This window comes from Methylocaldum gracile (assembly GCF_053646815.1).
The window spans coordinates 3,634,992-3,649,622 of record NZ_CM132196.1; the positions used below are offsets into that span (position 1 = coordinate 3,634,992).

Annotated in this window: 14 protein-coding genes; 10 read left to right on the forward strand and 4 right to left on the reverse strand. The window is 58.0% G+C overall.

The window, feature by feature from the left end; all coding sequences use genetic code 11:
* The first annotated feature begins 302 nt into the window (after positions 1 to 302).
* From ACWJJK_RS16080 to dtd, 5 genes are all read left to right on the forward strand, one after another.
* A complete protein-coding gene (locus ACWJJK_RS16080) occupies positions 303 to 1,268 on the forward strand; it encodes an HpcH/HpaI aldolase/citrate lyase family protein (protein ID WP_077731183.1) in 966 nt (321 codons plus the stop codon).
* 105 nt (positions 1,269 to 1,373) lie between these two features.
* Positions 1,374 to 2,543, forward strand: a complete 1,170-nt coding sequence (gene sucC, locus ACWJJK_RS16085) for an ADP-forming succinate--CoA ligase subunit beta (protein ID WP_077731182.1) — start codon at positions 1,374 to 1,376, stop codon at positions 2,541 to 2,543.
* 6 nt (positions 2,544 to 2,549) lie between these two features.
* The gene (gene sucD / locus ACWJJK_RS16090; RefSeq protein WP_077731181.1) at positions 2,550 to 3,440 is read left to right on the forward strand and encodes a succinate--CoA ligase subunit alpha; all 891 of its coding nucleotides are present in this window, start codon (positions 2,550 to 2,552) and stop codon (positions 3,438 to 3,440) included.
* 135 nt (positions 3,441 to 3,575) lie between these two features.
* Positions 3,576 to 3,899 (forward strand): rhodanese-like domain-containing protein, encoded by a 324-nt coding sequence (locus ACWJJK_RS16095; RefSeq protein WP_245245445.1) that lies wholly within the window; start codon positions 3,576 to 3,578, stop codon positions 3,897 to 3,899.
* A 2-nt stretch (positions 3,900 to 3,901) separates the two neighbouring features.
* Complete coding sequence (gene dtd, locus ACWJJK_RS16100; RefSeq protein WP_454128286.1) at positions 3,902 to 4,357, forward strand: D-aminoacyl-tRNA deacylase; 456 nt, start codon at positions 3,902 to 3,904, stop codon at positions 4,355 to 4,357.
* A gap of 194 nt (positions 4,358 to 4,551) precedes the next feature.
* Here dtd and ACWJJK_RS16105 read toward each other — a convergent pair whose 3' ends face one another.
* Genes ACWJJK_RS16105 through cysM form a run of 3 tightly spaced genes read right to left on the reverse strand, consistent with a single transcriptional unit; the run spans position 4,552 to position 7,290 of the window.
* Complete coding sequence (locus tag ACWJJK_RS16105) at positions 4,552 to 5,055, reverse strand: L,D-transpeptidase family protein (protein WP_086135284.1); 504 nt, start codon at positions 5,053 to 5,055, stop codon at positions 4,552 to 4,554.
* Positions 5,056 to 5,062: 7 nt separating this feature from the next.
* A complete protein-coding gene (rlmD, locus tag ACWJJK_RS16110; RefSeq protein ID WP_156879566.1) occupies positions 5,063 to 6,397 on the reverse strand; it encodes a 23S rRNA (uracil(1939)-C(5))-methyltransferase RlmD in 1,335 nt (444 codons plus the stop codon).
* 2 nt (positions 6,398 to 6,399) lie between these two features.
* Positions 6,400 to 7,290, reverse strand: coding sequence for a cysteine synthase CysM (gene cysM / locus ACWJJK_RS16115; RefSeq protein WP_156879565.1), 891 nt, complete (start codon positions 7,288 to 7,290; stop codon positions 6,400 to 6,402).
* A gap of 92 nt (positions 7,291 to 7,382) precedes the next feature.
* Here cysM and trhP point away from each other — a divergent pair, with 92 nt between their 5' ends.
* The 5 genes from trhP to ACWJJK_RS16140 all read left to right on the forward strand — a co-directional run bounded on the left by trhP (position 7,383) and on the right by ACWJJK_RS16140 (position 13,124).
* Entirely contained in the window at positions 7,383 to 8,729 is a 1,347-nt protein-coding gene (trhP, locus tag ACWJJK_RS16120; RefSeq protein WP_086135282.1) for a prephenate-dependent tRNA uridine(34) hydroxylase TrhP, read from the forward strand.
* A 103-nt stretch (positions 8,730 to 8,832) separates the two neighbouring features.
* Positions 8,833 to 9,318, forward strand: coding sequence for a ribonuclease E activity regulator RraA (gene rraA, locus ACWJJK_RS16125; protein ID WP_077731177.1), 486 nt, complete (start codon positions 8,833 to 8,835; stop codon positions 9,316 to 9,318).
* A gap of 2 nt (positions 9,319 to 9,320) precedes the next feature.
* Positions 9,321 to 9,887 carry a cob(I)yrinic acid a,c-diamide adenosyltransferase gene (locus tag ACWJJK_RS16130; protein WP_156879564.1) on the forward strand — a complete coding sequence of 189 codons (567 nt, stop codon included), beginning with the start codon at positions 9,321 to 9,323 and terminating at the stop codon, positions 9,885 to 9,887.
* Positions 9,888 to 9,948: 61 nt separating this feature from the next.
* Entirely contained in the window at positions 9,949 to 10,887 is a 939-nt protein-coding gene (gene ispH, locus ACWJJK_RS16135; protein WP_077731175.1) for a 4-hydroxy-3-methylbut-2-enyl diphosphate reductase, read from the forward strand.
* A gap of 335 nt (positions 10,888 to 11,222) precedes the next feature.
* Positions 11,223 to 13,124 carry a diguanylate cyclase gene (locus ACWJJK_RS16140; protein WP_139841148.1) on the forward strand — a complete coding sequence of 634 codons (1,902 nt, stop codon included), beginning with the start codon at positions 11,223 to 11,225 and terminating at the stop codon, positions 13,122 to 13,124.
* Positions 13,125 to 13,349: 225 nt separating this feature from the next.
* Here ACWJJK_RS16140 and ACWJJK_RS16145 read toward each other — a convergent pair whose 3' ends face one another.
* Positions 13,350 to 14,624 (reverse strand): ATP-binding response regulator, encoded by a 1,275-nt coding sequence (locus ACWJJK_RS16145; protein ID WP_156879563.1) that lies wholly within the window; start codon positions 14,622 to 14,624, stop codon positions 13,350 to 13,352.
* Positions 14,625 to 14,631 lie beyond the last annotated feature (7 nt).

Sequence of the window (14,631 nt, forward strand, 5' to 3'; positions counted from 1 at the left end):
TTGTGGCTATTTGGACCGTTGCTTTTCTTGGGCTAGCCGAAACATACAGCCTTGCGGTTATAATGGCGAGTTAGGCTGCAACAGACAGTTTGTGGGGCCACGGCTCAGGCTATCGCCGCGTGATATCGCTGAGCACGAGGACGACCGCCTGGATATCAAGCGAATGCCTGGCCCTCCCTTGCTCCTTGCCCGCGGCGAATCAATCCATAAGAATTTAAGACATTGCCTGTTTTAATCGGGATATGACGGATATTCGCCCGGATGCAACATTCACTGGTCCAAAATAAATACAGAGACACGACATGGCCGTAAAAAATCGATTACACCGTAGCGAGTTGGCTGTTCCGGGCAGCAACAAGCGTATGTTGGAAAAAGCGCCCGAATCCGGCGCCGACGTAGTCTTTCTCGACCTGGAAGATGCAGTCGCTCCGGACGATAAAGAGCAGGCGCGGGCCAACATCATCGAGGCCTTGAACACCTATGACTGGTCGAAATGCGCCGTTTCCATCCGAATCAACGGACTCGACACCCATTACGCCTACCGCGATCTCGTAGAAGTGGCCGAAGCCTGCGGCGACAAACTCGACACCATTCTGATCCCCAAAGTGGGCAGCGCCGCCGACGTGTATTTCGTCGCCACCATGCTGTCCCAAATCGAGGCTTATAAAGGCTTCAAGCCCATCAACATCCACGTATTGATCGAAACCGCAATGGGCATGGCGAACGTGGAAGAGATTGCGAAAAGCTGCCCCGAGCGCATGGAAGCCATGGTGTTCGGCGTGGCCGACTACGCCGCCTCCGTGCGCGCCCGCACCACGCAGATCGGCGGAGCCAATCCCGAGTATGGCATGCTCACCGATCCCGACGAAAACGGCCAGCGTTATTTCCATTGGGGCGATCAGTGGCATTTCGGCATTTCCCGCATGGTCGCTGCCTGCCGCGCCTACGGGCTGCGGCCCATCGACGGTCCGTTCGGCGATTTCGGCGACCCTGAAGGCTACAAGGTCGCCGCGCGCCGTGCCGCCGCTCTCGGTTGCGAAGGCAAGTGGGCCATTCACCCGTCCCAGATCGCCCTGGCGAACGAAGTCTTTACCCCTACCGAAAAGGAAGTGAATCGCGCCCGCCGCATCTTGGTCGAAATGGAAAAGGCGGCGAAGGAAGGCAAGGGCGCCGTGTCCCTGGACGGCCGCCTGATCGATGCTGCTTCGATCCGCATGGCCGAAAATGTGGTCAGACAGATCGAACAAATAGAGGCCCGCCAGTCGTAGGGGATTTCCGTCGGTCGGGTTACCGAATCGTAACCCGACATTCCTATCGTCGGGTTACGGTCTGCCGGCCCAGCCTGACCTACATTGAAGAGAGGAAAGCAATCAGTGAACATCCATGAATATCAAGCGAAGGAACTGCTGAAATCATACGGTGTGCCGGTTCCGGTTGGCGGCGTCGCCTACTCCGACCAGCAGGCGGCTCAGGTGGCCGAGGAAATCGGCGGCAATAAGTGGGTCGTCAAAGCACAGATTCATGCCGGCGGCCGCGGCAAGGCGGGCGGGGTGAAGGTCGTCGACTCCATCGCCGAGGTGCAAAAAACCGCCGATGCCATGATCGGCACCCACCTGGTCACCCATCAGACCGGCCCCGAAGGCTCCATCGTCCAGCGTGTCTGGATCGAGCAAGCCAGCGACATCAAAAAGGAATTCTACCTAGGCTTCGTGATCGACCGCGGCTCTCAGCGCATCACCATCATCGCATCCAGCGAAGGCGGCATGGAAATCGAAGAGGTCGCCAAAGCGACCCCCGAAAAGATCGTCAAGGAAGTCATCGACCCCGCAATCGGCCTTCTGGACTTTCAGTGCCGTAAAGTCGCCACCGCCATCGGCCTCAAGGGCAAGCTGATGCCGCAAGCCGTCAAGCTGATGAAATCCATCTACCGCTGCATGCGCGACAAGGACGCCCTGCAGGCCGAAATCAATCCCCTAGCCATCGTCGGGAACGGTGACGACAAACTGATGGTGCTCGACGCCAAGTTCAGCTTCGACGACAACGCCCTCTATCGCCAGAAAGCCGTCACGGAAATGCGCGACCTGGCCGAGGAAGACCCGAAAGAGGTCGAAGCCTCCGGTCACGGCCTCAACTACATCGCGCTCGACGGCAACATCGGCTGCATCGTTAATGGTGCCGGTCTCGCCATGGCTTCTTTGGACGCCATCACCCTGCACGGCGGACGTCCGGCCAATTTCCTCGATGTCGGCGGCGGCGCCTCTCCCGAAAAAGTCACCAACGCTTGCCGTATCGTGCTGGAAGATCCTAACGTCAAGTGTATCCTGGTGAACATTTTCGCCGGCATCAACCGCTGCGACTGGATCGCCAAAGGTTTGATCCAAGCCTGCAACAGCCTCCAGATCAAGGTTCCGCTGATCGTGCGCCTGGCCGGCACCAATGTGGAAGAAGGCCGCAAGATCCTGGCGGAATCCGGCCTCTCCTTCATTACCGCCGAAAATCTGGACGACGCAGCGGCCAAAGCGGTCAAAACGGTGAGAGGGTAAGCATCAATGAGCGTATTCGTTAACAAAAACTCCAAGGTCATCTTCCAAGGCTTCACCGGCGAACACGCCACCTTCCATGCCGAAGACGCAATGAAAATCGGCACCAATGTCGTCGGCGGCGTTACGCCCGGCAAGGGCGGCACCACTCATTTGGGTCTACCGGTATTCGACACCGTGGCGGAAGCCGTGGCCGCCACCGGCGCCGATGTTTCCGCCGTATTCGTGCCCCCGCCGTTCAGCGCCGACGCCTTGATGGAAGCCGTCGATGCAGGAATCAAAGTGGCGGTGACCATCGCCGACGGCGTTCCGGTGCACGACATGATCCGACTCCAGCGCTACCGCACCGGCAAGAATACGATCATCGTCGGCCCCAACACTCCCGGCATCATCACGCCGAGCGAATGCAAGGTGGGCATCATGCCCTCGCACATCTACAAAAAGGGCAACATCGGCATCGTCTCCCGCTCGGGAACGCTCAACTACGAAGCCACCGAGCAAATGGCAGCCCTGGGACTCGGCATCACCACGTCGGTGGGCATCGGCGGCGACCCCATCAACGGCACTGACTTCATGACCGTGCTGCGCGCCTTCGAAGCCGATCCCGAAACCGAAATTGTGGTCATGATCGGCGAGATTGGCGGCCCCCAGGAAGTGGCGGCAGCTCGTTGGGCGAAGGAAAATATGAAAAAGCCCGTCGTCGGCTTCGTAGCCGGCATCGCCGCCCCCACCGGCCGGCGCATGGGGCATGCCGGCGCCATCATTTCCAACGAAGACGACACGGCCAGCGCCAAAATGGACGCCATGGAAGCCTTAGGGCTGTATGTCTCGCGAAACCCGGCCCACATCGGCCAAACCGTGCTGAGGGCGATGAAGGAAAATGGCATCGCCGTTAAATAATCGGATCGTGACCTAGTGCAGGTCGGGAATCCTTTCCCGACACAGCGGGTCGGCAAGGGATTGCCGACCTACGAGACATAGGGTGCGGCGAGGTAAGAACCGCACCGATTCGCTTTTTTCATACGTATGGAAATCATGATGCGCGATATCTCGCCCTTGGAACTTAGAAGCTATCTCGAGACCGCCAACCCCAAACCTCTCCTGCTCGACGTGCGCGAACCACAGGAATACGCCCACTGCCATATCGAAAGCAGCATACACATTCCCATGAACGATATTCCCTACCGGCTCGCCGAACTCGATCCGGCGCAGGAAATTGTCGTCATCTGCCATCACGGCATGCGCAGCCGCATGGTGGGCGATTATCTGGAGCGCCAAGGATTCAGCGATATCGCCAACCTACGGGGCGGCATCGACGCCTGGGCTAGGGAAGTCGCACCCGATATGCCGCGGTATTGATCGTGATCGCCGTCATTCAGCGGGTGACGCGGGCCGAAGTGACCGTGGCCGGCGAAAGCGTCGGAAAAATAGACCGGGGGATACTCGCTTTGATCGCCATCGAAAAGGGCGATACGGAAGCTCAAGCCGTCCGTCTGGCCGAGCGGATTCTGGGTTACCGGATTTTCGGAGATGCCGAGGACAAGATGAATCTCAATGTAACGGACGTGAGCGGCGGGGTCTTGCTGGTCTCCCAGTTCACTCTGGCAGCCGATACCCGAAAGGGGATGCGCCCGAGCTTCACTCCCGCCGCCGATCCTGAGACCGGAAAACGTCTGTTCGACTATTTCGTGGAAAAGGTGCGGGCCCGGCACTCGCCCGTAGAAACCGGACGGTTCGGCGCCAATATGCAGATCGAACTCGTCAATGACGGACCGGTGACTTTCACTCTAAACGTACCACCGGCCGCAGCCGACTGATGGCCGCTTTGTAGCTTCGTAGGGTGGGTTAGACGCGCATACCCGTCGTGCCGTCAACCTGCTCCAAGCTTGACGCGCGTCGTAACCCACCGGAGCGGCATCGATGCCCCATTTCGGTGGGTTACGGTGCGCTTCCAACTCAGCGGCAAATGGAAAAGTGCTCCTCATGCGCACCTAACCCACCCCTCTACCTTCTACGGTTCAATCAACACCCGCATTCCCACTTCCACCCGCTCGAATAAATCGGCCACGTCCGAACTCTTCATGCGGATGCAACCGTGGGAGGCCGGGGTTCCGTTGACGCCTTCGTCGGGGCTGCCGTGGACATAGATGTAACGCCAGGTGGTGTCGACTGCCCCGTAGCGGTTGAAGCCGGGTTCCAGACCGCCGAGCCAGAGGATGCGGGTCAAAATCCAGTCCCTTTCCGGAAATCGGGCGGCGAGAACCGCATCGTAAATCTCCCCGGTCGGCCGGCGTCCGACGAATACGGTATTGGGCGGCAACCCCGTTCCGATCTTGGCCCGGATGCTATGCCAGCCGCGCGGAGTGCAGCCGCTGCCCATGCGTTCGCCGGGACCGTTCTTGGCGGTGGAAACGGGCCAGGTGCGGATCACCTCGCCGTTCTCGACAAGATCGAGCTCCTGGCGGGGAATACTGACCCGAAGGTAGAACGGCGGTTCAGGCCGGTCGTCGCCCACGGTGCCTCTACGCCTTCTCGAAGAGCGCGATGGATTCCACGTGTGCCGTCTGCGGAAACATATCCATAACGCCCGCGCGAATCAGACGGTAGCCGTGCTGGTGAACCAGGATGCCGGCATCCCTCGCCAACGTGGAGGGATTGCACGAAACGTAGACGATACGGCGCGCCCCCCAGCGCGGCACATAGGACAAAACCTCTTCGGCACCCGCTCGGGAGGGATCGAGCAATATCTTGTCGTAACGCCGAGTCGCCCATTCGGCATCGTTCAGGGCTTGGCTCAGATCGGCGACATGAAACTCGACATTGCCGAGACCATTGGCTTCCGCATTCTGGCGGGCGCGTTTCACCGATTCGGAACTGCCTTCGACACCGACGACCCGGCTCGCACGCTTGGCGATCGGCAAGGTGAAGTTGCCGATTCCGCAAAAAAGGTCGAGCACCGATTCGCCGGGCGCCGGATCGAGCACTGCCATCACGCGATCGACCATCTTGCGGTTGATGTCGATGTTGACCTGGGTGAACTCGGTGGGCTTGAACCGGAACTCAATGCCCTGATTCAGCAGCGAATAGCTCAGCATCGGCGGATGCTCCGGATAAAGCGGGACGATCGAATCGGGACCCTGCCGCTGTACATAAACGTCGAACTCGAAGCGCGCGCCGAACGCCTTCAGCCGTTCCAAATCGTCCGTGGAAGCATCCTCGAGGATGCGAAACACCAGCGCGGTACGCTCATCACCCACGGCGACCTCGATCTGCGGAAGCCTATCCTTGATACTCAGCGAACCGATCAATTCCGACAGTTCTCGGAGGCGCTCGCCGACCTTTGGATGCAGCACGGGGCAGGATTCCAAATCGGCGATGAAGGGGCTGGAGCGTTCGCGAAATCCGACCAGCACCCGCCCTTTCTTCGGCACGTATTTCACGCCGAGACGGGCCTTGTGGCGATAACCCCAGTGGGGGCCGGTCAACGGCGGCCACAGCGGCACCTCGTCGATTTTGCCGATGCGCCGGAACTGATCCGCCAAAAGCTTTTGCTTTTCTTCGATCTGCGCCGCGTCGGTCAGATGTTGAAAGCTACAACCGCCGCAGACGCCAAAGCTAGGACAACGGGGTTGAACCCGTCCCGGTGCCGGCGTTATGACCTCCTCGACCTTGCCTTCGGCATAATCGCGGCGAACGGACGTATAGACGAAGGTCACGTCCTCGCCCGGCAGCGCGCCGTCGATGAAAACGGCCTTGCCTTCGACGCGGGCGACGCCCCGTCCGTCATGAGCGAAGGAATCGATGTGCGCCCGGAAAGCTTCCTGGGGAAGGTTTTTTTTGCGTGCTCGTGCGGCCATGGTCAGTCCGGAAATACGCCGGTGGACAAATAGCGGTCGCCGCGATCGCAGATGATAACGACGATCACCGCGTTTTCGACTTCTTTAGACAGGCGCAGGGCCGCCGACACCGCGCCGCCGGACGAGATGCCGGCAAAAATGCCTTCGCGCGCCGCCAGTTGGCGAGTCGTTTCCTCCGCCTCTTCTTGCGTTACGTCCATGATGCGATCGACTCGGCTGAAATCGCAGATTTTCGGCAGGTATTCCTTGGGCCAGCGGCGTATGCCGGGAATCTTGGCCTGGTCCTTGGGCTGAACGCCGATGATCTGCACCGCCGGATTTTTCTCTTTCAAAAACGTCGACGTACCCATAATGGTGCCGGTGGTTCCCATCGAGCTGACGAAGTGGGTCACCGTGCCCTGCGTGTCGCGCCAAATCTCCGGGCCGGTACCTTCGTAGTGAGCGCGCGGATTATCCGGATTGGAGAACTGATCGAGGATTCGACCTTCACCCTTTCGCTCCATGTCCCGGGCCAGATCGATGGCCGCTTCCATGCTGCCTTCGGCGGGAGTCAAGATGATTTCGGCGCCGAACGCTTTCATCACGGCGCGCCGTTCCGCGCTCATGTTTTCCGGCATGATCAGAGTCATCCGATAACCTTTGATGGCCGCCGCCATCGCCAGGGCAATGCCGGTGTTGCCGCTGGTCGCTTCGATCAGCCGATCGCCCGGCTTGATCTCGCCGCGTTCTTCGGCACGCTTGATCATGCTGATCGCCGGCCGGTCCTTCACCGATCCCGCGGGATTATCGCCTTCCAGCTTAGCCAGGATGATGTTGCTAGTCTCGCCCGGAAGACGTTGCAATCTGGCCAGTGGCGTATTTCCGACAAAGGATTCTATGGTGGGGAAAATCATGGCCGTTCTCGAGAGGTTGATATTCCTGAGCGATACGCTCAACTATGGGATAATAGGAAAAGTTCAAATTTTACCATTTCACGTTTTGTGCCATGCAAAAAGTCGAATTGCTGTCTCCGGCAGGCACCCTCAAAAACATGCGCTATGCCTTCGCTTACGGCGCCGATGCGGTCTACGCCGGCCTGCCGCGCTACAGCCTGCGGGTTCGGAACAACGATTTCCTGGAAAGGAATCTCGCAATGGGCATATCCGAGGCTCATGAACAGGGCAAATCCTTCTATCTCGCGACCAACGTCCTCCCGCACAACGCCAAGGTGAAAACCTTCATCAAGGATTTGACGCCGATCGTCGCCATGGGGCCGGATGCCCTCATCATGGCCGATCCCGGCTTGATCATGCTGGCCCGGGAGGCATGGCCGGACATGCCTATCCATCTCTCGGTCCAGGCCAATACGCTCAACTACGCGGCGGTGCGCTTCTGGAAATCGGTCGGGATCGAGCGGATCATTCTGTCGCGCGAGCTTTCTCTGGATGAAATCGGAGAAATCCGGCAACAGTGCCCGGACATGGAGCTCGAAGTGTTCGTGCACGGCGCCCTATGTATTGCCTACTCGGGACGCTGCCTGCTGTCCGGTTATTTCAATCACCGCGACCCGAACCAGGGCACCTGCACCAACGCCTGCCGCTGGAAGTACGATTTGGCGCCGGCGGAAGAAAACGCCGAAGGCGATTACATTCCCGGACAACTCCGCCTGTCGTTGTCCGACCTCAATCAAAATCTCTCGGCTTGCGGCGATCAGGCCCGCCATCCCTTGGCCGACCAGGTCTATTTTCTCGAAGAAGAAACGCGGCCGGGCGAACTCATGCCGGTCATGGAGGACGAGCACGGCACCTATATTCTCAACTCGAAGGACCTGCGCGCCGTGGAGCACGTGCAGCGCCTGGTGGCGTTGGGCGTCGACAGCTTCAAGATCGAAGGGCGCACCAAATCCTACTATTACGTGGCGCGCACCGCGCAGGTCTACCGGCAAGCGATCGACGACGCCCTGGCCGGGCGGAAATTCGATCCCACGCTGCTGGGCGTGCTGGAAAACCTGGCACAGCGCGGCTATACCGACGGCTTTTACGTGCGCCACCACACCCAAGACTATCAAAACTACATCCGCGGCCATTCGGAAAGCCACCGCCAGCAATTCGTGGGGGAAATCGCCGATTTCGACGAGAACTCCGGACTCGCGGCCGTCTTGGTGAAAAACAAATTTGCCGTGGGCGACCGGCTCGAACTGATTCTGCCGCAGGGCAACCGCGACATCGTGTTGCAGCACATGGAAGACGAACGCGGCAACCCCATGCAGGAAGCACCGGGCGGCGGCTATAACGTCAGGATACCGGTGCCGGTCGGCGATTGCCGGAACGGATTGATCGCCCGGTATCTGTAAGCTTCCTGTAAGCTTCGGAAAGGCGGCCTCCTCGAATGGTCCACCCGCGAAGCTCGGTCGGGTATCATAACGCCTCCTGAATCTTACCGTGCGGAGACTGCTTATGACGTTTACCACCCCCGATCTTTGCGATCGATACTCCGGCACTCATCATTTGCAGATCGCCGAACCGATGTTTCGCCCTTTCGGCGGCAAGAGCGCATTCAGCGGTCGCGTCACGACGCTCAAGATCTTCGAAGATAATATCCTGCTTCGAGCGGTGCTCGAAGAGAAAGTCGAGGACCGGGTTCTCGTCGTCGACGGAGGCGGTTCCCACCGCTGCGCCTTGCTTGGGAGCAATCTAGCCAGGCTCGCCTGCGACAACGGCTGGCAGGGCATCATCGTCTACGGCTGTATCCGGGACTCGGTGGAAGTCAACCGGCTACCCATCGGCATCCGGGCGCTGCATACCCATCCTTTGAAAAGCCACAAAAAAGGCGGCGGTGATCGGGACATTCTCGTCACTTTTGCCGGCATCAATTTCAGGACCGGTTATTACGTCTACGCCGACGAAGACGGCATCGTCGTGACCGAGGATCAGTTGGCCTGACCATGGGACACCGACTCACCAAGATCTATACGCGGACCGGCGACAAGGGCACTACCGGGCTCGGCGACGGAACCCGCGTCGGCAAGGATGCCCCGCGCGTCGAGGCCTATGGCGCGCTCGACGAACTCAACAGTCATATCGGATTGGTCCTAGCTTATACCGCACCGCCCAAGGTGGCGGACTGCCTGACCGAAGTTCAACAAGTTCTATTCGACCTCGGCGGAGACTTGTGCATTCCCGGACGCCGCTCCATCGACCAAAGTCATATCGACTGGCTGGAACAGTGGTTGGATCATTTCAATAACCAACTGCCTTGGTTGCAGAATTTCATATTGCCCGGCGGAAATCCGCCCGCGGCACATTGCCATGTCGCCCGTGCCGTTTGCCGCCGGGCCGAACGGGTGCTGGTTTCGCTGGGAAAAGCAGAGCCTGTAGATACGTTTGCCCTCGCCTATCTCAACCGTCTATCGGACTTCTTGTTCGTGGTCGCGCGTATCTTGGCTCGGCAGGGCGACCGAACGGAAACGCTGTGGCAGCCTCGTCGTCCCGCTCCGCAGCCGCCACATTGATTCGGCTTGCCTAAAATGTAAGAATCTCCCACCCTCTTAGTCAGAAATTACCCACACGCCTATGGAAATCATACTCGCCAATCCCCGCGGTTTTTGCGCTGGCGTCGACCGCGCCATCGAAATCGTCGAACGCGCCATCGAGGTTTTCGGAGCTCCGATTTACGTACGGCACGAAGTGGTCCATAACCGCTATGTCGTCGACGGCTTGCGCGATCGGGGAGCGGTATTCGTGGAAGAGCTTTCGGAAGTTCCGGAAAACTCCACCGTGATTTTCAGCGCACATGGAGTTTCCAAGGCCATTCAGGAGGAAGCTCAGGAACGCGGTCTCCAGGTGTTCGACGCCACCTGTCCCTTGGTCACCAAAGTGCATATCGAAGTACATCAACACGCGAACGAAGGGCGGGAAATCATATTCATCGGCCACGCCGGACACCCCGAAGTGGAAGGCACCATGGGACAGTACGTCAATCCGAACGGCGGGATTTATCTCGTGGAATCGCCGGAAGATGTCGACACGCTTCAAGTCACGAATCCGGACAATCTGGCCTATGTTACCCAAACCACCCTCTCCATTGACGACACTCAAGCCGTCGTGGATACCTTGAAAAAGCGCTTCCCGAATATCATCGGCCCAAGAAAAGACGATATCTGCTACGCCACGCAAAACCGCCAGGATGCGGTGAAGAAGCTCGCCACCCATTGCGACGTCATTCTAGTGGTCGGCTCCCCGAATAGCTCCAATTCCAACAGGCTGAGAGAAATCGCCGAGAAGCTCGGGCGTGCGGCCTACTTGATCGATGATGCCGATCAGCTTCAACGAAATTGGATAGACGGCGCTCAGAAAATCGGCGTTACAGCCGGCGCTTCGGCTCCTGAAATTCTCGTAACCAAAGTCATCTCCAAGCTTAAGGAATGGGGCGGACGGACGGTAATGGAGACCCGAGGCATCGAGGAAAAAGTCGTATTTTCTCTGCCCAAAGATCTTCGGCGCACGGCCTAAGAATCGTTATCCGCCGGTAAATCGCGTCGCAAGACCGGCGGATAAAACTCCTTTAGCACCTTCTGATCCGCGGCGGACCAGAAGGTGCACCTCCTCTCCCCGCGTCCCGCCTGACTCGTACCTCACTCTAACAATCGAGTTGGCACCGCCTCAGCAATCTATTCACTGCAATTCAACACTGGGAAGCTAGACTTACTTCTAGAGTGCCTCCATCTTGGTGTAGAGTCGCTCATTCGACCGGATTCCGGTCGAGACCGTTGAGACTACAGGAAGTCGGAACCGAAAATGCTCTTTTTGGAGCTTTTCAAGCATGCGGAATCGGGATTGAGCGCCAGATGTTAAGAGCCCAGGAAAATCGTTTCGAAGAACTGAAGACCACAGGGAAGCTGCCTTCCCCTTTCGGCGTCGCACTCGAAATCATGCGCCTGACCCACAAGAAAGACGCAACCGCACAGGAAATCGCCCAACTCGTGCAAATCGATCCGGCCTTGACGGGCAGAGTGATCCAATTTGCGAACTCGGCACACATCGGTGCACGTCGGCCGGTTGTAGCGGTCGTCGATGCCATTGGGCTTTTGGGCACGAATACCGTACGTCAGTTCGCGCTTAGCCTTTCAGTAATCCAAGGGAATCTGAGAGGGGCCTGCGGATCATTCGATTACCGGGTTTTCTGGTCCGATTCTTTAGCCCGGGCCCTATCCATCCAAGCCATAGCGACACGTGATCGTACTTTCGCTCCGGAAGAAGCGTTTACTTGCGCTCTTTTGTCCGAGATCGGCCAACTGGCATTGGCCAGCGTGTACCCGGATGAATACGCTCAGTGCCTAGCCGCATGCAGGCCCGGAGATGACGATGGGTTAATCGAGTCGGAACAGGAACGATTTTCCATAGACCATCGCCAAATCACGCTCGGTTTATTGAAAGAGTGGGGCTTCCCTGCCGTTATGCTCGAAGCGTTAGCGCTTAGTAATACCGACGCGGGGCCATTGACATCAGAGAGCACCAGAGCCGAGCGCTTTGCGGCGCAATTGCGGCTGGCGACTTTGCTCGGCCGCTGTTGCGATGTGGATGCGGACGCTAGAAACGCGCTGCTCCCGCAAATCATCGCCATGGCACAGACACTCGGCCTGGACGAATCCGATTTGGAGGAGCTTTGGGATCAAGTCACTCAACAGTGGCAGATAACGAGCCGTTTCCTGAGCATTCCGGTCGGCGAACTGCCGCTGATAAAACCGCCCGACACCGATCAAATCGGCATCGATCCAAAACCGGCTGGCCTCAAAATTCTCTTGCTGGATAGCGGTTACGAGCGCATATCCGATCTTGAAAAGCTATTAGACGCCGATGGCCACGAAGTGCTCACGACGAGCAACGCCGATGAGGGCATACAGATCACTGTCACGGAAAAGCCGCAGCTTATTATTGCAGCCTCCGACAAATGCCCCATCGACAGCATACAGTTCTGCAAAGCGCTTCGAGCCTCCGAGCTCGGGCGTCAAATCTATTTGATCGTTCTGACCTCCGCGCCGGACAACGAGTTCTTGGTGCAAGCTTTCGACGCGGGAGCCGACGATTTCATCGTAACCCCGGTCCACGACAGGGTGCTTATCGCTCGAGTGCGCGGCGGACAACGCATCATACAACTGCAGGAAGAAATGGCCCGCGAGCAGCAGGAAATCAGCCGATATGCCCGCGAACTGGCGATCGCAAAGCGAAAAATGGAAGTCATGGCGATGACGGACTCATTGACCAAGGTTCCTAATCGCCGCTACGCATTCGCCAGGCTCGACGAAGAATGGTCTGTTTGGCGCCGCACAGGCAGGCCCTTAACCATCATGCTCCTGGACCTGGACCATTTTAAGCAGATCAACGATATCTTCGGGCATCAAGCCGGCGACCAAGTATTGGTACACACAGCCAAAATCATACGCTCCATGCTGCGCTCCACCGATGTCGTGTGTCGATTGGGCGGGGAAGAATTTATCGTAATAGCGCCGAACACCGATGTAGCCGTTGCGAAAACCTTAAGCGAAAGGCTGCGAGGCGATGTCGAAAAGCATCAGATTCAGACGGTAAAGTTGACCAGACTGGTGACGATAAGTATCGGTGTCGCGGTTTCGACGGACCAGACGGTCAATGAGAACGACTTGCTTCACCGCGCGGATCAGGCCCTCTATCGCGCGAAGCACGCCGGACGCAACGCCGTTCGGTTCTACTCGCCGCAGCGAGCCGCTTAGAGATGTCGTAGCAAATCAGGAATTCATTTTCGTAGGGTAGGTTAGGCGCACATCAGCACTGACCAACCGCCGATCACTGCGCTTCGCGTGCGCCGTAACCCACCGAACGACCTAACTCACTCTACATAATGTTCACTCGAATGCCGAACGGAATTAGACTCGGCTTCAAAGAGGGTGAACGGAGGATAATACTTGCACCAGCCTGTCTGGCGCTTCCGCGAGCGATCAGCGAGAAGTACCGGCAATCTTTAATCGACGGACTCGTTTGGAATACTTCGAAAACGGTTTGAGCGCCTTGCGATCTGATGGCATGGAAAAATGATGATCGAACCTCGTTTCACGTGTCTTCCCGGGTTCGTTTGTATCTCCAGCCCCCTGCGGCGGCGGAATTTCTTCAGATGAATTCGTATCCACCAAGGGCAACCGCACCACGAATTCGCTACCCGCGCCAGTGCCGGCACTGTAGGCTTCCACTTCTCCGCCATGCATCTCTACCAATCGCTTGACCAGGCTTAAACCGATGCCAAGACCGCCTTGTGCCCGATCAAGGGAACGCGGCTCCTGGGTAAACAAGTCGAAGATGTGCGGGAGACTCGAAGGCGATATGCCCATCCCGTTATCCTGCACCCGTATCACCGCCTTTTGCTCCTCCGCCTCGACCAGCAACTGGATAACACCGCCCTCGTCCGTATATTTCGCCGCATTATCCAAAAGATTGGAAAATACCTGCGTCAATCGAGCGAAATCGGCTTCCACCCAAAGCGGCGCGGACGGTAATTGTATGCACAACTCATGCTGACTGGCGTCGATAAGCGGACGACTTGCTTCGACGGCTTGCAGAACAGGCGTCGTGAGCTCCAGGACTTGAGGCTTGAGCGTTACCTTGCCACAGGTGAGGCGCGACATGTCCAGCAGATCGTCGACCAAGCGCGTAAGCTGGCTCAACTGGCGATCGATGATGCCCTGCGCCCAATCCACGTGAAACGGCGTAACATTCGGTTGTTTCAAGACTTCGACCGCATTGCGGATGGGCGCGAGCGGATTGCGCAACTCGTGGGACAGCATGGCGAGAAATTCGTCCTTGCGGCGGTCGGCCTCTTTCAGCGCCTCCTCGATTCGCTTGCGTTCTATGGCATAACGAATGGACCGGATGAGCAGGTTACCCTGAAACTGCCCCTTAATGACAAAATCCTGAGCCCCTTCCTGGATCAGGCGAAATCCGACAGCCTCATTGTCCAGACCGGTGAAGACGACGATGGGAACCGAACCCGCCATATCGCGGATCTTCAACAGCGTATCGACGCCCTCGGCATCGGGTAGATTGAGATCCAAAAGGATCACATCGAACCGCTGCCGCCTTAGGATTTCCTTCGCTTCGCTGAGCCGAGCCGCCCGTTCCAAATCGAAACACACCATGCCGACCTGGCCTAACGCATCTTCGACCAGGAAGGCATCGCTCGGGCTGTCCTCCACCAGGAGAACGTGGTAGTGCTGCTGCATAGGCTAA

Coding starts and splice junctions, on each gene's coding strand:
- ACWJJK_RS16145 (WP_156879563.1), bottom strand. CDS start 14,624: ATGCAGCAGCACTACCACGTTCTCCTGGTGGAGGACAGCCCGAGCGAT.
- ACWJJK_RS16130 (WP_156879564.1), top strand. CDS start 9,321: ATGGGACACCGACTCACCAAGATCTATACGCGGACCGGCGACAAGGGC.
- ispH (WP_077731175.1), top strand. CDS start 9,949: ATGGAAATCATACTCGCCAATCCCCGCGGTTTTTGCGCTGGCGTCGAC.
- ACWJJK_RS16140 (WP_139841148.1), top strand. CDS start 11,223: ATGTTAAGAGCCCAGGAAAATCGTTTCGAAGAACTGAAGACCACAGGG.
- rlmD (WP_156879566.1), bottom strand. CDS start 6,397: ATGGCCGCACGAGCACGCAAAAAAAACCTTCCCCAGGAAGCTTTCCGG.
- ACWJJK_RS16095 (WP_245245445.1), top strand. CDS start 3,576: ATGATGCGCGATATCTCGCCCTTGGAACTTAGAAGCTATCTCGAGACC.
- cysM (WP_156879565.1), bottom strand. CDS start 7,290: ATGATTTTCCCCACCATAGAATCCTTTGTCGGAAATACGCCACTGGCC.
- rraA (WP_077731177.1), top strand. CDS start 8,833: ATGACGTTTACCACCCCCGATCTTTGCGATCGATACTCCGGCACTCAT.
- sucD (WP_077731181.1), top strand. CDS start 2,550: ATGAGCGTATTCGTTAACAAAAACTCCAAGGTCATCTTCCAAGGCTTC.
- ACWJJK_RS16080 (WP_077731183.1), top strand. CDS start 303: ATGGCCGTAAAAAATCGATTACACCGTAGCGAGTTGGCTGTTCCGGGC.
- trhP (WP_086135282.1), top strand. CDS start 7,383: ATGCAAAAAGTCGAATTGCTGTCTCCGGCAGGCACCCTCAAAAACATG.